Below are 20,249 nucleotides of genomic sequence, written 5' to 3'. Positions count from 1 at the left end.
GGCGGCGGCGTGCTTAACTTAATGTCCGAATTCCGCACGTCAGCGCGCCAGGCGAGCCCCATAATGCAGAAAAAACCGAACCCGAGCGTTGCCATGAATACTCAACAGCAAGCGTTGTACGACGCGCTGCGCGCGCGTGACCGCAAATTCGACGGCCGTTTTTTCGTCGGCGTCTCTTCCACCGGCATCTATTGTCGCCCGGTGTGCAGCGCCCGCACGCCGAAGCGGGAAAACTGCACCTTTTATCCGAGCGCGGCGGCGGCTGAACTGGCGGGGTTTCGCCCCTGCCTCAAATGCCGACCGGAACTGGCCCCTGGCCTGGCGCTGATCGATCTGGGCAACCGCTATGCCCAGGTGGCGGTGCAGCTCATCGAGCAAGGCTATCTGTCCGAGCACAGCTGCGAAGCGCTGGCGGCGCGGCTGGGCATTTCCGATCGCCACCTGCGGCGTATCTTCGCCGAACAGTTTGGCGCTTCGCCGATCGATTACGCGCAGTCGCACCGGTTGCTACAGGCCAAGCGTCTGCTGGCGGATACCGACCTGCCGCTCAGCGAGGTGGCGTTCGCCGCCGGTTTCGGCAGCCTGCGGCGTTTCAACGAGCTGTTCAAGGCGCGCTACCGCCTGATCCCGTCGGCGCTGCGCAGCGGCGGCGCGCGCGGTGAACGGGCGGCCGCCAGCGGGTTGGTGTTTCACCTGGGCTATCGGCCGCCCTATGACTGGGCGCGCATGCTGAATTTCTTGCAGGCGCGCGCCGTGCAGGGCGTGGAGCGGGTCGAGGGGCGCCGCTACCTGCGCTCGATCGCCGTCAGCCAGGGTGGCACTGAACACCGCGGCTGGTTCAGCGTGCAGCCGGAAGAGGCGCGCAATCGGGTTCGGGTCGAGATCGCGCCGACGCTCAGTCTGGTGACGACGGAGGTGTTGCGCCGGGTCCGCTTGCTGTTTGATCTGGACGCCGCGCCGGATCGCATTAATGAGGCGCTGGGCTCGCTGGCGGCCGATGCGCCGGGATTGCGCCTGCCGGGCTGCGTGAACAGTTTCGAGCAGGCGACGCGTGCGGTGCTGGGGCAACTGGTCAGCGTGAAAATGGCGGCGACCTTCGCCGGGCGGATGGCCGAACGTTGGGGCGAAGCGCTGGCGACGCCGCATGAGGGCATCACCCACGTTTTCCCCACCGCAGAACGGGTGGCGCAGCTGCAGCCCGAAGAACTGCGCCCGCTCGGGGTGCAGGTGAAGCGTGCGGCGGCGCTGATCGAGATCGCCCGCGCGCTAGGCGAAGGACGGCTGCAGCTCGATAACGTGCTGGATATCGAACAGGGCATCAAGGCGCTGACCGCGCTGCCGGGCATCGGCAGTTGGACCGCCAGCTATATCGCGATGCGCGCCTGGTCGTGGCCGGACGTGTTCCTGGCCGGCGACTACCTGATCAAACAGCGTTTCCCTGGCATGACGCCACGCCAGATTGAACGCTACGCCGAGCGCTGGCGCCCGTGGCGCTCTTACGCCACGCTGCACCTGTGGCACAACGGTGGCTGGGCGCCGGAAGGGGAGAGTTGAACGTGGCTAGCGGGGGGACTCGATCAGCTGCAGCAGGCGGCTCATGCCTTCACGCATCAGGAACGCCAGCAGCTTTTCCCGTTCGGCCGGCGTCAGGTGGTAGTAATACTCGATCCAGACCCGTATTGGATCCTGGCGTTTGACGTCGTAGTCCGGATGATCGGCCTCGTGCAACGCCGAGAGGCTGCGCGCGCCGAATGGCAGGCTGTCGATATGGTATTCCAGCGCTTTGCCCTGTACGCCGCTGCGGCGGCGACTGACCCAGCCTTCTCGCCGGGCCATCAAATTGACTCCTTGTGGGGTTGAGGGCAACCCCGCCTTCCCCATCAGTTCCCTGGCGGAAAACCATTTCTTTTCCATAGTCCCTTATCCTGAGTCATCACATGTCGAGGAAAATCAACGGATACGCTGATACTCGCATGGGCGATTCATCTTACTTAATCGTTTAAGCCTAAGGTGTTATTTATATCACTAATCTCGTATGGGTTAACACAATGTGAAATACGGGGGAGTGCGGCGCTGCCCGTGCGACGGCGCCGGTGAGGAAGAGGGATTAGCGAATGCCGAAATAACCGTCGCTGAGCAACACCGCCAGCGGCTGCTCCAGCGCCACCTGATCGCCGTCCGCCAGATCGATGCCGATATCGCGCAGCGCCTGCAGCGTCACCGGCTGGTGGGCCGGCCCGGCGAGCGTCTGCGCCTTGATTCGATGCGCCGCGCCGTTGAGCATCGCGACCATCAGCTCGTCCATCTGGTTGCAGTGCACGTTGGTGATAAAGCGCTCATCGATGCGAATGATGTCGATTCTCTGGTCGCTGAGCTCATCGAACGCATTGATGTTATGCCCGAAGCCGTTGACGATCAGCCGGCAGCCCTGCTGCTGCAGTTCGCGGAGAAATGCCCGACACTGCGCGGCGTGTTCCAGTATCGCGGCCTCGTCGACGCTGAACAGCAGCGCCTGCGGCGGCAGCGAGGAAGCGCGCACCGTTTCCGTCAGCTCGCGCTGGAAGTCGGCGCTGAGCAGACTGTCGATAGCCAGCGGCAGCGCGAGCGACAGCCCTTTGCGTTTGATGTCGTCGGCATATTTCACCAGCAGTTGCGCCGCCGTCCAACGGTCGATGTCCGGCATCAGGCCGTACAGCTGCGCGGCGGCGATGAACGCCTCGTGCGACAGCGGGCACTCGTCCGGCGCCATCACCTGCAGCTTCACCTGGTGAAACGCGGCCGACAGCGGCGTCGCCGGCGGCGCGACCGCGTGAGTCAGCAGCCGCAGTTGCCCCTCGCTGATGATCGTCTGCACTTCCTGCAGGCTCAGCACCTCGTGCTGCCGCTCCAGTCGCTGTTTCTGCCGCGTTTCGTACAGATAAACCTGGCCGCGCCCCTGGTGCTTGGCGGTGTAGCAGGCGATATCGGCCTGCGCCAGCAGTTCGCTGCTTTTGGCGTCGGCGCTGATGCGTGTGATGCCGGCGCTGGCGCCGACGCGGTAAATCTTCCCTTCCCAGTAGAACGGGTGCTGGCTGATTTGATTAACCACTTGCTGCACCAGCGATTTGGCCTGTTCCAGCCGGCAGTCGTACAGGATCAGCCCGAACTCGTCGCCGCCCAGCCGGGCCAGGCAGTCGCTATGGCGCAGCTGATGCCGCATCAGCTGGGCGATGTCCCGCAGCAGGGCATCGCCCGCCGCATGGCCGGCGGTGTCGTTCACCGCCTTGAACCGATCCAGATCGAGGAACACCAGCGAATGCGGCGACGACGGTTCCCCGCCGGCGACGATCGCCGCTTTCAGCTGTTTCTCGAAGCGGGTGCGGTTCGGCAACCCGGTCAGCGCATCGTGCGAGGCGCTGTAGCTGAGTTTTTTCATCAGTTCGCGCGAAGCGGTGACGTCCTGCAGCACCATCACCGCACCCATGGTTTCCCCGTCGAGGGTTTTCAGCGGTGAGACCGACTGCTGCACGTCGAAATAACGCCCGTCGCGGCTGTGCAGCACCAGCGCATAATCCGCCGGCCACTGCCGTGGGTATTGCGTGAGGTTTTCGATTTCCGGGCCGTCTTTGCCGTTGGTCAGGCGCACCACGCCGGCGACGGGCATACCGATCGCCAGTTCGAGCGGCCAGCCGCACATCTGTTCCGCCACCGGGTTCATAAAGGTGATACGCAGGTGGCTGTCGGTGGAGATCACCCCTTCGCCGATGGCGTCGAGAGTGATGTGCAGGCGCTCCTTTTCTTCGTGCAGCGCCTCGGCGAGGCTCTTGAGCTCGGTCATGTCGATATTGGTGCCGATCAGGCGCAGCGGCCGACTCTGATCGTCGAGGATCACGTTGCCCTGGCCGCGGATATGGCGCACTTTGCCGCCACGCGTCGTGATGCGAAACTCCATGATGAATGGCCGCGGCTGCGCCAGGAGCTCGGCCAGTTCGCGATCGGTGCGCTCGCGATCTTCCGGCACCAGCAGGGTGCGCCACAACGCCAGCGTCGGCGTTTGGTCGGGGGTGAGATCGTAGAGTTCGAACATGCGCTGATCCCAGGTGAAGTTTTCCTGGCCCATCACCCATTCCCAGATGCCGACGCCGCCCACCTGGTTGGCCAGCGTGATGCGCTCCACCAACCGGTTGTTCTCCGCCTCGCTGCGCTTAAGGTCGCTGATGTCCTCCACCTGAGAGATGAAGTACAACGGCCGGCCTTCGCCGTCGCGCACCAGCGAGACCGCCAGCAGCGCCCAGACCGTCTGGCCGTCGCTGCGGATATAGCGCTTCTCTAGGGTGTAGCTGCTGATATGGCCGTCGAGCAGTTCGTGCAGTTGGGATAGGTCGGCGTTCAGATCGTCCGAGTGGGTGATCTCTTGAAAGGTCAGGCGATAAAGTCTTTCGGGCGGATAGCCGAGCAGCTTGCACAGCGCCTGGTTAACCTGCAGCCATTTGCCCTCCGGCGACACCAGCGCCATGCCGATGGCGGAATACTCCAGCGCGCTGCGAAAGCGGCTTTCGCTCTCGACGATATGTTGCTTTTCCACCCGGAAGGTGTGCATCACCATCGCCATGGCGTGCGCCGGGATCAGGATCAGCAACATCGGCAGATAGAGGCCGAGTTCGCCCAGGAAAGTGTGCCGGGAAGAGGTAAGGCGCAGCAGGCCCAGCGACAGCAGGACGGTGATCAGCAGGATTGTACAGAAACAGACGGTGAAGGTTTCGAAGCGTGACAGGGCGATAGCCGCCCACAGCAGCGGCAGGATGACGAAGGTAAAGGGGAAGGGCAGATGCGTCAGCGCCAGATAGCTGAAGGCCAGCGATCCCATCAGGGTCAACAGCAGCGGATACGGATTCAGCCCAGCCAACAGGCGGCGGTGATAGGTGAGCCCGAGCGGCGCCAGCGACAGCACCCCTATCGCCTCAGCGATGAACCAGGTGCCGAACGATTGCCAAAACGTCTGGTCCGGCGTGGGGGTCAGTCCGGCGGCCAGCAGCGCGCTGAACAATGGGGTAAATATCACCGCGCAGACCACGAAGCGCAGCCAACAGCCCAGATCGCTCAGCGGATCGATCGCCGGCAGCGTGCGGCGCAGCAGCAGAGCGCACACTGCCGCTTCCAGCAGGTTGATAGCGGCCAGCTTGACGGGAATGGCGCTGAGGCCGAACAGCAGGAAGCTGGCGAGCACGATGCCTGTGCCGCTGGCCAGCAGCGGCAAACCCCAATGACGCGGGGGATGGCGATACAGCACGGCGATCGCGGCGGCGGTCGGGAACCACAGCGGCGTGAAGTGATGAGCCTCACTGGATAACGACAGGCTCAGCAAGGCGAGCAAAAACGTCGCCAGCGCCACGAACAGGGAATGCGTCAGCACGACGCCTTTGTGTGTGCCGAACGTGTTCGGCGCGCTGATCTCCATAGACACCCTTACCGATGGCCTCTGCCTGTGATTGAATTCATGACGTGAATGAATTAAGACGATTTATTGGCAAAGGGTAGTACAGCGTGAGAGGAAAACCTACCGGGAGGGCCGACTTTACTGCATTAGCGCAGGCCCGGCGACAGAATGACGAAAAAGCCGGCGCGGGGCCGGCTTTGAGCGTCTTACAGCAGGAACAGGGTGGCGAGGCCGAGGAAGATGAAGAAGCCGCCGGTGTCGGTCAGCGCGGTGATGAGCACGCTGGAGCCGACCGCCGGATCGCGGCCCAGTTTGAGCATGGTCATCGGGATCACCACGCCCATCAGCGCCGCCAGCAGCAGGTTGAGCAGCATCGCCAGCGTCATTACGCCGCCCATCGCCGCGTCGCCATACAGCAGCCAGGTGATCACGCCCATGATGCCGCCCCACACTACGCCGTTGATGATGGCCACCCCCAACTCTCTGAGCATCAGGCGCGAGATGTTGCCGACTTCGATCTGGTGCAGCGCCAGCGCACGCACGATCATGGTGATGGTCTGGTTGCCGGTGTTGCCGCCGATGCCGGCGACGATCGGCATCAGCGCCGCCAGTGCCACCAGCTGGGAAATGGTGTGTTCGAACAGGCCGATCACGCGGGAGGCGATGAATGCGGTGCAGAGGTTGATCGCCAGCCAGGCCCAGCGGGTCTTGACCGCCTTGCTGACCGGGGCGAACACGTCTTCTTCCGGGCTCAAACCGCCCATGCGGCGCAAATTGGTGTCACTCTCTTCGTTGACGGCGTCGACGATCTCTTCGATGGTCAGGCGGCCCATCAGTTTGCCTTTGGCATCAACCACCGGGGCGCTGATCAGGTCATAACGTTCGAAGGCGCCGGCCGCATCATCGGCCTTGTCTTCGGGCTGAAAGGTGGCGGGATCGCTGTCCATCACGTCGCGCACCGGGATCTCCGGGTCGTTCAGCAGCACCGCGGTCAGCGGCAGCTCGCCCAGCAGGGTGTTTTTGCGATCGGTGACGAACAGTTTATCGGTGGCGTCGGGAATGGTTTTGCGCATGCGCAAAAAGCGGTGCACCGCGCCGAGCGTGACGTCCGGCCGCACCGTCACCAGTTCGAAATCCATCATCCAGCCGACGCTGTCTTTGGCGTATTGGCTCATCTCGCGCACCTGGGCGCGCTGCTCCGGCTCCAGCGAGGTCAGCAACCGGCCCATCAGGTTACGCGGCAGGTATTGCGCCAGGTAGGCCTGTTCGTCGACATCCAGCGTTTTGATCGCCTTGAGCAGGTCTTTGTCGCTCATTTCCTCGATCAGGCTGTCCCAGACCGGCTCGGCGACTTCCACCAGCGTCTGGCCGCGCTTGCTGTTGCCCACCAGCCGCCACAGCGCCATGCGTTCGTCCTGCGGCAGTGCTTCCAGCAGGTCCGCCAGGTCGGCGGCGTGCATGTCGTCCAGCAGGCCGGTAATTTCCGCCGTTTGGTTCAGCCGTTCGCTTTGGCTGAGGGCGTGTTCATCCCCCGGCCGGCCGAGAATGCCGTCGACCAATTCCTTATTGTTCAACAACAGAGTAAGAATGCGCTGGCGGTGTTCAGCGACTTTTTTGACGTTATGGGTTGCGGCTGACATGGTGTTCCTTAACGGGCGCTCGGCGTTCCTGACGCAGGCTCATTAAAAGATAGAGCATAGCGAGTGCCGGAGTCATTTTTATGAAACGGACGGGGCGCGGCGGTTATTCAGAGGAGGCGTCCTGTTGCGGCGCGCTGACTTCGGCGGCGTTTTGCGCAGCGGCCTGCTTTTTTTCCTGATGATGAGGCACCGCCACCACGGCGGCGTACAGCAGTCGGCCGACTAAAATGATAAAGCTGATAAACAACACTATCTTCGTCATCTGTCCGGTGGTTTTCTTGCGCATATATCACCCGGTATGCCGGTGTCCTGTGTTATTCGCTCGAGAATTTGTAACCGGATTTTAGGCGCTGATGACAAAAGTTGTCCATTTTTTTCCGGCGGGCGGCGCGCCGTATTAGGGTTTCGTTTAGGTTGGCGGAGCGGGGGCGGAAAGAAAAACCCCCTGGCTGGCAGGGGGCGGAGGATCAGGCGGAGCGTTGTTCGTCTTGCGAGCCTTCTTCGTCGATCAGCAGCTTCCAGCCGACGACGTCGTTCCAGTAGGCCTGCTCGCGCTCGAAGTCCAGCTGCACCAGGTTGTTTTGCGCCAGGTAGCCGGCCGGGAAGCGCAGCGTCCAGTGGTTGTCGTCGGTGGTCAGGCGCAGCGTTTCCGGCGTGGTGGTCGACTGGCGCTGGTTGTTGAGCAGGGTGCTCAGACGCAGCAGCTGGATCAGCGGCAGGTAGTGTTTCTTTTTGAACAGGTTGAGGCGCGGCAGCTCTTCCAGCTTGATCGCCTTGCGGTGGAAACGCACCAACGCCGCCAACAGCAGCTGCTGTTCCTGGTTAAAGCCAGGCAGATTGGAGTTTTGCAGAATGTAGGCCGAATGGCGGTGCATGCCGCTGTGGTTGATGCTCAGCCCCACTTCGTGCAGCATGGCGGCCCATTTCAGCAGGGCCTCCAGCTGCGGATGCGCCAGCTTGGTGTTTTGCGCCATCCACTGCGAGTAGAGCAGTTCGGTGGTTTCCAGCACCCGCTTGGCCTGTTCGCGGTCGATGTTGTAGTGATCGGCCAGACTCTTGGCGGTGCGGCTGCGGATGTCCTGGTGGCGGAAACGGCCTTCCATTTCATACAGCACGCCTTCGCGCAGCGCGCCGTCGGACAAGCGCAGATCGCGGATCGCCAGCGCGTCGAACACGCCGCACAGGATAGCCAACCCCGGCACGAATACCGATTGGCGGTCTTCCGACAGCCCCGGCAGGCTCAGCGAGCCGAAGCTTTTGAACTGCAGCACCTGTTCGGCGAGCATTTCCAGGCGTTCGAGGGTGATCAGACCGTCTTTTTCGCCCATCGCCACCAGCACTTCGTGGGCGGCCTTGATGGTGCCCGAGGCGCCCAGCGCGTACTGCCAGCCCTGAATGCGGTACTGCCAGGCCAGCGTTTCCAGCTTCTGTGCCGCCGCCAGCCGCGCGCGGCGGAAGTTGTTTTTGCTGATCTCTCCGCCCGGGAAGAACAGCTGGGCGAAGCTGACGCAGCCCATGCGGCGGCTTTCCGCCAGCAGCGGCTCGAAGTCTTCGCCGATCACCAGCTCGGTGGAGCCGCCGCCGATGTCGATCACCAGCTTGCGGCCTTTCTCCGGCTGGGTGTGTTCCACGCCCATGAAGATCAGGCGCGCCTCTTCCTGGCCGGCGATGATTTCGATCGGGTAGGGGATCACTTTGGCGGCGCGCTTGAGGAACACTTCGGCGTTCACCGCCTGACGCAGGGTATGGGTCCCGACGATGGTGACGTTATCCGCCGGGAAGCCCTGCAGCCGTTCGGCAAACAGCGCCAGGCAGGCCAGGCCGCGTTCTATCGCCTCTTCACTGAGTACGTTGTTGCTGTCCAATCCGTCGGCGAGATGTACCCGTTGTTTCAAACGGCCCAATACCTGTAAAGCGCCGTTGACGACGCGGGCGATCACCATGTGGAAGCTGTTCGACCCGAGGTCGATGGCGGCGATTTCCTGCGGTTTGTTCGATGCAGTGTTTTTTAGCGGCATAGTTGCTGGCCTACTGTCCTGGTTGTTCCAGAGCTTTTAAATACTCGTAAATAGCCACCTGGGCGCGCACTTTGCGGCGGTTGCCGCGCGGCACGTACTGGTTGCTCAGTTCTTTATCCACATAACGGGCCTTGACCGTATCGCTGAACAGGATCTCCAGAATGTCCAGAACGCGCTGTTTCAGCGCCGGATCCAGCAGCGATACCGCCACTTCGATACGGTAATCTATGTTGCGGGTCATCCAGTCGGCGGAGGACAGATACACCCGTTTGTCACCTTTATTGTCGAAAACGTAAACCCGATCGTGTTCCAAAAAGCGATCGACGATGCTGATCACCTGAATATTGTCGCTGATCCCCGGCAGGTTGGGAATCAGGGAACACATGCCCCGCACCAGCAGGCGGATCTTCACGCCGGCGCCGGACGCGGTATATAACCGATCTACCAGTCCTTTATCCACCAGATTATTTATTTTCAACATAATGCCGGCCTGTTCCCCGGCCTGCGCGTTGGCGATTTCGTTGTCGATCAGCTCATACAGCTTCAGGCGCGAGTTCTGCGGCGACACCATCAGGTTGTCGAAGGTGACCGGCCGGTAGGGGTTCTCGATAAAGTTGAACACCCGGCGCACTTCGTTGGTGATGCGTGAGTCGGCGGTCAGCAGCGAATAGTCGGTATAGATGCGCGCGGTTTTTTCGTTAAAGTTGCCGGTGCCGATATGAGCATAGCGCACAATTTCATCGCCTTCACGGCGCGAAATCAGGAACAGTTTGGCGTGGATTTTCAGCCCCGGCGCGGAGAAGATCACGTGTACGCCGGCCTCGGTCAGGCGCTTCGCCCAGTGAATGTTGGCCTCTTCGTCGAAGCGCGCCTGCAGCTCGACCACTACCGTGACCTTTTTGCCGTTGTGCGCGGCGTGGATCATCGATTCGATGATGCGCGAGTCTTTCGCCACGCGGTAGATGTTGATTTTGATCGCCAGCACGCTCGGATCGAACGATGCCTGGCGCAGCAGCTCCAGCACGTGCTCAAAGGTGTGGTACGGGTAGTAGAGCAGCACGTCTTTTTCGCGAATGGCGTCGAAGCCGTTGCGGAAACCGTCGAACCAGATGTGGCGCAGGCGCGGCAGCGGCTTGTTGACCAGATTGGCCTTGCCGACGTTCGGGAAGCTGATGAAGTCTTTAAAGTTGTGGTAGCGGCCGCCGGCGATCACCGAATCGTAGTTGGAGATGCCCAGCTTGCCGCGCAGCAGTTCCACCATCTCGTTCGGCATGTCGCGCTGATAAACAAAGCGCACCGGCTCGGCGGTCAGGCGCTGTTTCAGGCTGGAGGACATCAGTTCCAGCAGGCTGGATTCCATTTCGGTGACCAGATCGTACTCCGCGTCGCGGGTCATTTTCATCGAATAGGCGTTGAGCGCATCGTAGTCGAAGAAGCCCTTGAAGATATCGTCTAGGCAGTAACGCAGAATGTTGTCCAGCAGGATCATCGGCTTACGGCGGCGCGGCGCTTCCGGCGGCAGATTGACGAAGCGCGGCACCTTGTCGGACGGGATCTCCAGCAGCGCATAGTCGGTGCGGGCGCCGCGGATGATCTCCACCGCCAGATAGGTGTAGTCGTCTTTCAGGAACTGCACCAGGTTGGTGTCGTGGTTGATCAGGATCGGCGTGATGTGCTGGCGCAGATGCTGTTTGAAATATTGCCGCAGCCAGATTTGCTGGTTCTCGGACACCTGGCGTTCGTTGATCAGGAAGATCTGGTTGCGGGCCATTTCCAGCAGCAGATCGTTGTACAGGCCGTCGAACTCCTGATCGGTTTTCAGCACCTTGGCCTGGATCTTTTTCAGCAGGTGGCGCGAGGAACCGGCGGAGCCTTGCTCTTCGCTGATCAGGATGCGCCGTTTGAGATCGGCGAAGCGGACTTTATAGAACTCGTCGAGGTTGTTGGAGTAAATGCCCAGAAAACGCATACGTTCAATCAGGGGATTGCTCTTATCTGCGGCTTCCTGCAACACGCGTTCATTAAAGGATAACCAGCTTAGTTCTTTTTCGATGTAGAGCTTTTCCTGACCCATTGCCACTCCAGTTCAAATTTAGAATAGGATCCGGGACGCAGCGCCCGGATGCCGCTCTAGTGTCCTTCATCATTATTGCGAGAGATTGACAGGAAAGTCCAACATATCCATTGCGTTGGCGCGCGGCGTTTTTCGGCGGCAATAAATTTTCCCCGCGGCGGGATGCTCGGCAGTAAAACGATCAGCATGAAATGACGGCTAGCAGGCTTATTCTTGGCGTTATAAAGCGTGTTTATGGTCATTTTTCAGCAATATATCAAATTCATATTGTCTGTTGGCAGTGTAAAAAACCTGGGTTGAGTCGGGTAACTTTGTCATGCAAACGTCATAAAACTGACATAAGATGCCCGGTTATCTTACGGCGTAAGCCCGATTACATCAGCGACAGCGAGACACATGACACAGACGACGGCCAATCAACATCCCCGAGATCGCATGCGCGGGCGCATCGACCGCGGCGTGCAGGCGGCAGTGACCGCCAGCGGGCTGATGGTGCTGATGACGTTGATGCTGATCTTCGTTTATCTGCTGTTTGCGGTGCTGCCGCTGTTCAAACCGGCCTCGCTTGGGCAGGCTCAGCCGCTGCCGATCGCGGTGTCGGCCCCGGCGCTGGCGCTGGGCATGGACGTGCAGCAGCGCGTGGGTTATCGCATCGACGCGCAGGGCGCGGGGCAATTTTATCGTCTGACGCCGGCGCCGAGCGGCCAGGCCCAGACGCCGCTGGTGCAGCAGACGCTGCTGGCCAAACCGGCGCTGCTCGCGCAGGCTGCCGGAGAGCGCGATCTGTTTGCGCTGGCGCAGGCCAACGGCCGGTTGGTGGTGGCACGCGCGGACTTCGCGACGGCGGAAAACGGCCGGCCGCAGTGGCAGTTCCCGCTTGGGCAACAGCCGTTGGCGCTGGATCCGCAGAACAAACCGCTGAAACTGCTGTCGTTGGCGGATGCGCATCGCGGGCAGTATCTGTTGGCCGGGGTGACCGACGATCGGCGCCTGGTGTTCGGTCGCTTCAGCCCCGACCGGCCGCCGCAGTTCAGCGAGCGTCCGCTGGAGCACGACGGGGAGCAACTGGTGCTGACGCCGGATGGCCGCCAGCTTTACCTGCTGACCGGCAACCGGCTGGCGCGTTATCAGATCGACGGCGCGCAGCTGCAGCTGCGTGAAACGCGTACCCTTGGCGAACACGCCCCGTATCAGATGACGGCGCTGCCCGGCGGTAGCGCGCTGCTGATCAAGGGCGCCGACGGCAATCTGCGCGAGTGGTTCGAGGTGGAAAAAGATCGGCGCTGGCGCCTGACGCCGGTGCAGCATTTCGATCACGGTGCTGACGGGCAGGAGCTGACGGTGGCCGAGCCTTACCGCCGTGTGTTCGCCACTCTGCGGCCCGATGGCGGCTTCTCGTTATTTTCCACCATTCAACCGCAGCCGCTGCTGAATACCCGTTTGGGTGCCGAGGTGCGGCAGATGGCGTTCGCGCCGCGCGGCGATGGTCTGCTGCTGGAGCGCGCGCAGGGCTGGCAGCGCTATGCGCTCGACAACCCGTATCCGGACGTCACCTGGCGTTCGCTGTGGGGCAAGGTGTGGTATGAGAACTACCCGCAGCCGGCCTACGTCTGGCAGTCCACCTCCGGCGAAGACAGCTACCAACCCAAATTCAGCCTGATGCCGGTGATCTTCGGCACCTTCAAGGCGGCGGCTTACGCGATGCTGTTCGCCATACCCTTGGCCTTGGCCGGCGCCATCTATACCGCTTACTTTATGACGGCGGGGCTACGGCGGGTGATCAAACCGGCTATCGAAGTGATGGGCGCGCTGCCGACGGTGGTGATCGGGCTGGTGGCAGGCATCTGGCTGGCGCCGATCATCGAGCAGTATCTGTTGGCGGTGCTGGCGTTGCCGCTGTTGCTGGCGGCGGCGGTGTTGCTGTGCGGCGCGTTGACCCATCGTTTTATGCCGCGCTGCCGGCCGGGCGTCGATCTGCTGTTGCTGTTGCCGCTGCTGGCGTTGACGGTGTGGCTGGCGTTCAGCCTGGGGCCGTGGCTGGAGGTGGCGCTGTTTGGTGAGCCGTTGCATTTCTGGCTGGGGGATAATTATGACCAGCGTAATGCGCTGGTGGTGGGCGTGGCGATGGGCTTCGCGCTGGTGCCGATCATCTTCTCGCTGGCGGAGGACGCGCTGTTCAGCGTGCCGGCCACCCTGAGCCAGGGCTCTTTGGCGCTGGGCGCCACCCAATGGCAGACGGTGATCAAGGTGGTGCTGCCTTCCGCCAGCGCCGGCATTTTCTCCGCGCTGATGATCGGCTTTGGCCGCGCGGTGGGGGAAACCATGATCGTGCTGATGGCTACCGGCAACACGCCGATTATCGACGGCAGCCTGTTCCAGGGGCTGCGCGCGCTGGCGGCCAACATCGCCATTGAAATGCCGGAGGCGGTTTCCGGCAGCAGCCATTACCGCGTGCTGTTCCTGACTGCGCTGGTGCTGTTTGTCTTCACCTTCGTGTTCAACACGCTGGCGGAGGCGGTGCGCCTGCGGTTGCGTAAGCGTTACACGCCGAATCAGGAGGCGCCATGAAGAGCTGGGTGAAGAGCGGGTCGCCGTGGGTGTGGCTGACCGCCGGTTCGGTGGCCGTCAGCCTGTTGGCGCTGATCGGCATTCTGCTACTGCTGGCCGGGCAGGGGATGCGCTATTTCTGGCCGAGCCCGGTTTATCAGTTCGAACTGAATCAGAACGGCGCTGGGCCGGTGACGGTGATCGGTGAGTTGTACCAGCAACAAAGCATTTCCCGGCGCCAACTGGCCGAGGCGGGCGTCACGCCGCCGGGCGAGGCGCAGAACGTCGAACGTTATCTGATTAAGGTCGGCAACCGCGAACGCGAGGGGCAGGATTTCCGCACCTTGCTGGCCAGCGATATCCGCAGCCAAAGCACGCCGCGCAGCCTGCTGGTGCTGGAACGCGACAGCCACGGCACCGCTTACGGCTATCTGGCGGGGCTGCTGGAAGACGGGCAACCACTGACCGGCCGCAATCTGGGGCAGGCGTTGCAGCAGCGCCTGCCGCAAATCGCCGCGCTCTCGCGCCAGGCGCACGACATTCAATTCCGCGACATGGCGCGCATCAATCAGCAGTTTGACGCGCTGCGGCTGCGGGAAAAGCGCCTGCAGCGCGACGATAAGCTGGACGCCCGCGCACAGGACGCCATCAAGGCCGAACGGCTGGAGCTGCAGCGGCAGTATCAGCTGTTGTCCGAACGTCTGGCGGGGCTGAACCGCGATCGCCAGCGCGACGCGTTGCTGCTGCGCGACATGCACGGGCAGACGTTGACCATTCCGCTCAGCCAGGTGCGCGATGCCTGGTACCCGAACGCCATGAGCACCACCGAGAAGCTGACGCACTGGGGCGAGCAGGTGAAGAAGTTTCTCACCGACAGCCCGCGTGAGGCGAATACCGAAGGCGGGGTGTTCCCGGCCATTTTCGGTACGGTGTTGATGGTGATCCTGATGTCGATCGTGGTGATGCCGTTTGGCGTGATCGCGGCGCTGTATCTGCACGAATATGCCGGCAACAATCTGCTGACGCGGGTGATCCGCATCGCGGTGGTCAATCTGGCCGGCGTGCCCTCGATCGTCTACGGCGTCTTCGGCCTCGGCTTCTTCGTTTATATGATCGGCGGCACGCTCGATCAGCTGTTCTATCCTGAATCTTTGCCCAACCCGACCTTCGGCACGCCCGGCGTGCTGTGGGCGGCGCTGACGCTGGCGCTGCTGACGCTGCCGGTGGTGATCGTCGCCACCGAGGAAGGGCTGTCGCGCATTCCCGCCTCGCTGCGGCAGGGCTCGATGGCGCTGGGCGCCAGCCGGGCCGAGACGCTGTGGCGCATCGTGCTGCCGATGGCGGCGCCGGCGATGATGACCGGCCTGATCCTGGCGGTGGCGCGCGCCGCAGGGGAGACCGCGCCGCTGATGCTGGTGGGGGTCGTGAAATCGGTGCCGGTGCTGCCGGTGGACGAGATTTTCCCGTATCTGCACCTGGAGCGGAAGTTCATGCATTTGAGCTTCCAGATCTACGATATGGCATTCCAGAGCCCGAGCGTGGAGGCGGCGCGGCCGCTGGTGTTCGCCACCGCCTTCTTGCTGGTGACGATCGTGGTGAGTTTGAATCTGGCGGCGATGGGCATCCGCCATTCGTTGAGGGAGCGGTACCGAGCATGGTCGCAGTAACAATGACGCTATTTTTGGGGAGTGCGTAATGGGTTTGATGACGCCAGGCAGTTTGCCCCGGCTGGATGTCCAGCATCTCGACGATGAACAGACCGCGCTGGCGGTCAACGGCCTGAACCTGTTTTATGGTGACAAACAGGTGCTGCACGATATTTCGCTGCGTATCCCGAAACATCGGGTGACGGCCCTGATCGGCCCTTCGGGCTGCGGCAAATCGACGCTGCTGCGCTGTTTCAATCGCATGAACGATCTGGTGGACAACTGCCGCATTGAGGGCGATCTGCAGCTGAACGGCGCGGCGATCTCCGGCGCGCAGATCGACGTGGCGGCGCTGCGGCGGCGGGTGGGCATGGTGTTCCAACGGCCGAACCCGTTCCCGAAATCGATCTATGAAAACGTGGTGTACGGCCTGCGGCTGCAGGGCGTGCGCGACCGGCGCTTGCTGGATGAAGCGGTGGAGCGTTCACTGCGCGCCGCCGCGTTGTGGCATGAGGTAAAAGACCGGCTGCGCGAAAATGCGTTCCGCTTGTCCAGCGGCCAGCAGCAGCGCCTGGTGATCGCGCGCGCCATCGCCATCGAGCCGGAAGTATTGCTGCTCGACGAGCCGACCTCGGCGCTCGATCCGATCTCCACGCTGACCATCGAAGAGCTGATTTCCGCGCTGAAACAGCGCTATAGCGTGGTGCTGGTGACGCACAACATGCAGCAAGCGGCGCGCGTCTCCGACTACACCGCCTTTATTCATCAGGGGCGGCTGGTGGAATACAACGACACCGACGCCATTTTCACGTCGCCGCGCCAGCGCCGCACCGAGGATTATATTACCGGGCGGTATGGGTGAGGCCGTTTGGGCTATGAACAAACGAAAGGCTGCACAACCGTGCAGCCTTTCGTCTATCAGGGGCGTCAGTAATTTTTACGAATGCGGATCGCTTCTTCTACCCACTCAGCCAAATTGTCTTTTATATGGTTATAGACATTGGTGCTGGTCGAATAAGGCGGATCATAGGCTTTGGCGATTGTGGAAAGCTTTGCGTCACCCAGCTTGATGTGATCCAACGGGTTTTTACCTTTCGTGGTTTGGTCGCCGGCGCTGTCTTTCAAATTGTGTATATACACCACCAGCACGCCCATGCCTTTTTTCCAAGCCTCGCATATTTCGAAATTAATCCATTTGCGATCAGCGGTATCTTTACCGGCGAGAATCACGGCGCAGCTGCGATTGTCCAACTGGCCCTTGATCCAAGCGGCGATGGCGGCGTCACCGCCTTTTTTCACTTCCTCCCAATCGTTATCCGTGGCTGGCCGGTTACCTTCCAGAGAGCCCATTTCGCGTACCTGAGAAGCGCGCCAGTTGTCCGGCTCATAATGGAAACTGTAAAAACATTTTCTGGTCATCGGGGGTTATCCTTAGTAATGATATCGATAAGCGCCAACAGGCTTTTTTTCTTCTCCGCCAGGCTGCCCGGTTCGTTAAGCTGATCCAGCAGATTCATGGCGGCGGGGTTGCGGTAGTAGAGGGTTTCTTTCATCTCCTCCTTGATTTTTCGGTAGATCTCGGCAGATGCGCTGCCGGTACAACCGATAGGAATGCAGACGCAGCCTTGTTCCGTGGCGATCTGGAACTCTTTCAATAAACCGTCGGCCAGCACGTATTCGCCTTCGGCGTTGCGTTTGTTGCCGAACAAAAAGATTGCGATGCCGCTGAGCGAAATCATGTTCTGACGATATTCGTGCCAAAGTGCCGGTAGGGTAATGCCGCCGCTGGCGAATTGGGGGAAAGGACGCAGCACCAGCTGGCTTTCGCTGATTTTTCCTTGGCTGTCGTAAATGGCTTCCAATGCGCCGTTGATCACCGCTGTGCCTACGCCCCAGCCGAAACCGTTGACGATGCGATACTGTTTGTGGATAAGCAGGCGCGCCAGACGATGTATGAACTGGATGGACTCTTCACGGGCATAGGGCTGGTAGTTGTCGGCGCTGCCGGAGATAAACACCGTGCTTTTCTTGAACTGCGTTTCGATGGCATACAGCAGGTCAGTGATTTGCCGATAGTCATCCACCAACAGCGTTTGAATGCCGTAACGGCGCAGATCGTTAATCATCAAGCCTTGTTTGCGGCTGTTGTAATCGCAAGACGCCTGATCCTCGCTGCCGCTGTCGCCGAGCTGGACGCGCCGCATGATGCAGTAGTGGTTTCTCTGCCCTTCGCCGTACTGCGCGTAAAGGCGGCTCAATACATATTGCAGGTTGGGGTCTTCAAAGCTGAAACCGATAAACAGGAAGGTTTTGGCAGTCAGCTCCGCCATCAGCATGTTGATAAAAGGAAGGTGTGTACGGGAGTAAGTTTCGTATTGTTCGCGGGTGATAATCGCCTGGTTGGGATTTCTATAGTCACCATGCATTTTATATAAAACAACATCACGTTTATGAATGTTATTAGTCAGGCTTTCCGGCGTGGTTTTGACGTCGCAGACGCGATTATAACGGGCATAGGTTTTTTCAATCAGGTCGTCGTAGTTAGTGGTCCAAAGTGACGCTATCGGTAATCTGGCGATAATCCGGTGGTTTTCTGTTTCTTCCGCCTGTTCAGCGAATTCTGTAATTATTTTTTGATTTATCTTATGTCTGTTGCCTTTTTCATTGAGGTGATATTGCGCCAGAGAAATAAGATCGCTCTCTTTTTCGATATCCAGCTCCAGTTCATAAGCGATATCGCCGATAAGCTCTTTCCAGCTAACGAAACCGGCGGGGATGGACAGCCCGGCGCCGGCAAACAGCGCAGCGCTGCCGGCTTTGATATCATTAACGTAATCTCGAATAAACAGTTCTATATCACGGTTAAACATGAGGCTATTCCCGATATTGTTTTTCTTTATTGGTTAATTAATAACTATGTTTTTTATGAATTAATTATGCGAATAGAACTACCAAGATAAAATGACGAGTTAACTTTGTAAACTCTGCTTGTTTGTTTTTGTCGATATTGAATGTGTTATTTTAATATTGAATTTATTTGCTCTTATTATTTGTTTTTTTAATTTTAATATTAATTAAATGCACTCTGGGTAATAAGACACGGTGGTTGTGGCATATCTGCATTTTTTGTCACATTGTGACTTTGATTAAATGGAAGTGATTCTCATTATCGTTGATTTGCGGCGTAAATTGTATATACTTCGCTAAGGTATGTAAGTTAACGTAAATGGATGTGTTTAAATGTGTGCATGGAAGCTGAGGATTTGGCCTGTGCTCTTGGCGTTTTGCAGCTCTGCGTGGTGCGCGGAAATCACCAGCCCTGCTGACCGCGACAGCATTACCCAACAGCAGAAAACGTTGCTGGAACAGGCGCAGCAGCAACGCGAGGCGCTGCAAAATAGCGTTGAACTGCCGGCGTTACCGCTGCCTGAGCCGGCCGCCGCAGGGGCGGTTTGCCAAACGGTGCGGCAGATTGTTTTTGAGAGCGCCGAGCATCTTTCCTGGTCGGTGAAAGAAAGCCTGGCGCGCCCGTATCAGGGAAGCTGTCTGACGCTGGAGCACATCAACCGCCTGGTGCGTGAAACCACCAATGCTTATCTGCAACGCGGCTATGTCACTTCGCAGGCCTGGCTGCAGGAGCAGGATATCTCCCGTGGCGTGTTGGTCGTCAGCGTCAGCGAAGGGCGAATCGAGTCCATCACGCAGAATGGCGAGCAGACGCCGGCGCTGAAGATGGCATTTCCCGGCCTGGTCGGCGACGTATTGAATCTGCGCGATATCGAGCAGGGCATGGAGCAGCTCAACCGGCTGGCTTCGCAGCAGGTGACCATCGATATTCAACCTGGCGAGCAACCCGGCTTTTCCAACGTGGTTTTGCTGCGTGGCGCCACGCGCGCGCCGGTCTCTTTCTCTTTCGGCGCCGATAACAGCGGCCAGAAAAGCACCGGCACCGGGCAGATGAATGCCGGCGTGGTGCTGGACAACCCGCTGCGCCTGGCCGACCAGTGGTCGCTCTCCGCAGCGCGCAATAACGATTTCAGCCCGCATCATCGCAGCCGCAGCCTGAACGGCAGCGTCACCTTACCCTATGGCTATTGGCTGTTCAGCTACCAGTACGCCTGGAACGATTTTTTCCAGCAGGTGCCATTCAACGGCGCGGCTTACCGCTATCAAGGCAATAACCAGACCCAGCGTTTGGGCGCCAACCGCACGTTGCTGCGGGATGGCAAACGCAAGCTGGCCGTCGATATCGGGCTGGCGCGGCGCACCACGGAAAATAAGCTGGCGGGTGAACGGTTGGGCGTCAGCAGCCCGACGCTCAGCATTGCCAGCCTGGGCCTCAATTACAGCGCGGTCGCGGGCGGCGGCTATATGACGCTGAACCCGACGGTAAGCCGCGGGCTGCGCATGCTGGGCGCCACCGCCGACGATCCGGAGCGCGACGGAGCGCCGCGCAGCGAGTTCCGCAAGCTTGGCCTCGGCGCCAGTTATTTCTATCCGCTCGCACCCTCCCTCTACTACCTGACCTCGGCCTATGGGCAAACCAGCGCAGACAACCTGTATGCCGGGGAGCGCATTTCCATCGGCGGGCAATACTCGGTGCGTGGCTTTAAAGAGCAGTACCTGACCGGTAATCGCGGCGCCTACTGGCGCAATGAACTCAACTGGCAATGGCAGACCTTGCCGAGGCTGGGGGAGCTTTCTTTGACCGGCGCGTTAGACGCCGGCTGGCTGCAGGGGCGCGCCGGGCAGATAGACGGCGGCAGCGTCGTCGGGGCGGCGCTGGGCGCCACGCTAAGCGGCCGCTGGTTCAATCAGGCGGTCACCGTCGGTAAACCGCTGACGCACCCAGACAGCCTGCAACCGGATCGTTGGGTGGCCTACTGGCAAGCCACCGTCACGTTATAA

13 protein-coding genes are annotated in these 20,249 nt (G+C 60.4%); 5 read left to right on the top strand and 8 right to left on the bottom strand.

Going from position 1 to position 20,249, the window contains the following annotated elements; translation table 11 throughout:
* Positions 1 to 63: 63 nt before the first annotated feature.
* Positions 64 to 1,554: a DNA-3-methyladenine glycosylase 2 gene (alkA, locus tag ACSJLU_RS18390; RefSeq protein WP_025303854.1), complete on the top strand. Its 1,491-nt coding sequence runs from the start codon at positions 64 to 66 to the stop codon at positions 1,552 to 1,554.
* 6 nt (positions 1,555 to 1,560) lie between these two features.
* On the opposite strand, the gene ACSJLU_RS18385 is transcribed toward alkA, so the two are convergent.
* The 6 genes from ACSJLU_RS18385 to ppk1 form a co-directional block, all read right to left on the bottom strand.
* Entirely contained in the window at positions 1,561 to 1,914 is a 354-nt protein-coding gene (locus ACSJLU_RS18385; RefSeq protein WP_025303853.1) for a DNA-binding protein, read from the bottom strand.
* A gap of 193 nt (positions 1,915 to 2,107) precedes the next feature.
* Positions 2,108 to 5,437, bottom strand: a complete 3,330-nt coding sequence (locus ACSJLU_RS18380; RefSeq protein WP_380826049.1) for a diguanylate cyclase — start codon at positions 5,435 to 5,437, stop codon at positions 2,108 to 2,110.
* Between the two features lie 185 nt (positions 5,438 to 5,622).
* The gene (gene mgtE, locus ACSJLU_RS18375; protein ID WP_025303851.1) at positions 5,623 to 7,056 is read right to left on the bottom strand and encodes a magnesium transporter; all 1,434 of its coding nucleotides are present in this window, start codon (positions 7,054 to 7,056) and stop codon (positions 5,623 to 5,625) included.
* A 103-nt stretch (positions 7,057 to 7,159) separates the two neighbouring features.
* Entirely contained in the window at positions 7,160 to 7,342 is a 183-nt protein-coding gene (locus tag ACSJLU_RS18370; protein WP_004941600.1) for a YfgG family protein, read from the bottom strand.
* Between the two features lie 181 nt (positions 7,343 to 7,523).
* Positions 7,524 to 9,074 (bottom strand): exopolyphosphatase, encoded by a 1,551-nt coding sequence (gene ppx, locus ACSJLU_RS18365; protein WP_025303850.1) that lies wholly within the window; start codon positions 9,072 to 9,074, stop codon positions 7,524 to 7,526.
* A gap of 10 nt (positions 9,075 to 9,084) precedes the next feature.
* Positions 9,085 to 11,148: a polyphosphate kinase 1 gene (ppk1, locus tag ACSJLU_RS18360; protein WP_016926720.1), complete on the bottom strand. Its 2,064-nt coding sequence runs from the start codon at positions 11,146 to 11,148 to the stop codon at positions 9,085 to 9,087.
* Between the two features lie 396 nt (positions 11,149 to 11,544).
* On the opposite strand from ppk1, the gene ACSJLU_RS18355 reads away from it, so the two are divergent.
* Genes ACSJLU_RS18355 through pstB form a run of 3 tightly spaced genes read left to right on the top strand, consistent with a single transcriptional unit; the run spans position 11,545 to position 16,203 of the window.
* Positions 11,545 to 13,716, top strand: a complete 2,172-nt coding sequence (locus ACSJLU_RS18355) for an ABC transporter permease subunit (protein WP_380826043.1) — start codon at positions 11,545 to 11,547, stop codon at positions 13,714 to 13,716.
* A complete protein-coding gene (pstA, locus tag ACSJLU_RS18350) occupies positions 13,713 to 15,362 on the top strand; it encodes a phosphate ABC transporter permease PstA (RefSeq protein WP_049209520.1) in 1,650 nt (549 codons plus the stop codon). Before ACSJLU_RS18355 ends, pstA begins: the two co-directional genes overlap by 4 nt.
* Positions 15,363 to 15,390: 28 nt before the next feature.
* Complete coding sequence (gene pstB / locus ACSJLU_RS18345; RefSeq protein WP_019452422.1) at positions 15,391 to 16,203, top strand: phosphate ABC transporter ATP-binding protein PstB; 813 nt, start codon at positions 15,391 to 15,393, stop codon at positions 16,201 to 16,203.
* A gap of 65 nt (positions 16,204 to 16,268) precedes the next feature.
* Here pstB and ACSJLU_RS18340 read toward each other — a convergent pair whose 3' ends face one another.
* Both ACSJLU_RS18340 and ACSJLU_RS18335 read right to left on the bottom strand, forming a co-directional pair.
* Entirely contained in the window at positions 16,269 to 16,760 is a 492-nt protein-coding gene (locus tag ACSJLU_RS18340) for a TIR domain-containing protein (RefSeq protein ID WP_049296092.1), read from the bottom strand.
* Positions 16,757 to 18,211, bottom strand: a complete 1,455-nt coding sequence (locus ACSJLU_RS18335) for an SIR2 family protein (RefSeq protein WP_049296091.1) — start codon at positions 18,209 to 18,211, stop codon at positions 16,757 to 16,759. Before ACSJLU_RS18335 ends, ACSJLU_RS18340 begins: the two co-directional genes overlap by 4 nt.
* Positions 18,212 to 18,581: 370 nt before the next feature.
* Between ACSJLU_RS18335 and ACSJLU_RS18330 the strand changes: the two genes are divergently transcribed.
* Entirely contained in the window at positions 18,582 to 20,249 is a 1,668-nt protein-coding gene (locus ACSJLU_RS18330) for a ShlB/FhaC/HecB family hemolysin secretion/activation protein (RefSeq protein WP_043140462.1), read from the top strand.

Origin of the sequence: Serratia bockelmannii, assembly GCF_051803255.1 — a bacterium.
Classification (GTDB): domain Bacteria; phylum Pseudomonadota; class Gammaproteobacteria; order Enterobacterales; family Enterobacteriaceae; genus Serratia; species Serratia bockelmannii.
This window is presented reverse-complemented; position numbering and strand designations above follow the sequence as displayed.

Excerpts from the sequence above, each read along its gene's own strand:
- ACSJLU_RS18385 (WP_025303853.1), bottom strand. The coding sequence starts at position 1,914 with ATGGAAAAGAAATGGTTTTCCGCCAGGGAACTGATGGGGAAGGCGGGG.
- ppx (WP_025303850.1), bottom strand. The coding sequence starts at position 9,074 with ATGCCGCTAAAAAACACTGCATCGAACAAACCGCAGGAAATCGCCGCC.
- ACSJLU_RS18380 (WP_380826049.1), bottom strand. The coding sequence starts at position 5,437 with ATGGAGATCAGCGCGCCGAACACGTTCGGCACACACAAAGGCGTCGTG.
- pstB (WP_019452422.1), top strand. The coding sequence starts at position 15,391 with ATGGGTTTGATGACGCCAGGCAGTTTGCCCCGGCTGGATGTCCAGCAT.
- ACSJLU_RS18335 (WP_049296091.1), bottom strand. The coding sequence starts at position 18,211 with ATGTTTAACCGTGATATAGAACTGTTTATTCGAGATTACGTTAATGAT.
- alkA (WP_025303854.1), top strand. The coding sequence starts at position 64 with ATGCAGAAAAAACCGAACCCGAGCGTTGCCATGAATACTCAACAGCAA.
- ACSJLU_RS18355 (WP_380826043.1), top strand. The coding sequence starts at position 11,545 with ATGACACAGACGACGGCCAATCAACATCCCCGAGATCGCATGCGCGGG.
- ACSJLU_RS18370 (WP_004941600.1), bottom strand. The coding sequence starts at position 7,342 with ATGCGCAAGAAAACCACCGGACAGATGACGAAGATAGTGTTGTTTATC.
- pstA (WP_049209520.1), top strand. The coding sequence starts at position 13,713 with ATGAAGAGCTGGGTGAAGAGCGGGTCGCCGTGGGTGTGGCTGACCGCC.
- ACSJLU_RS18330 (WP_043140462.1), top strand. The coding sequence starts at position 18,582 with ATGTGTGCATGGAAGCTGAGGATTTGGCCTGTGCTCTTGGCGTTTTGC.
- mgtE (WP_025303851.1), bottom strand. The coding sequence starts at position 7,056 with ATGTCAGCCGCAACCCATAACGTCAAAAAAGTCGCTGAACACCGCCAG.
- ACSJLU_RS18340 (WP_049296092.1), bottom strand. The coding sequence starts at position 16,760 with ATGACCAGAAAATGTTTTTACAGTTTCCATTATGAGCCGGACAACTGG.
- ppk1 (WP_016926720.1), bottom strand. The coding sequence starts at position 11,148 with ATGGGTCAGGAAAAGCTCTACATCGAAAAAGAACTAAGCTGGTTATCC.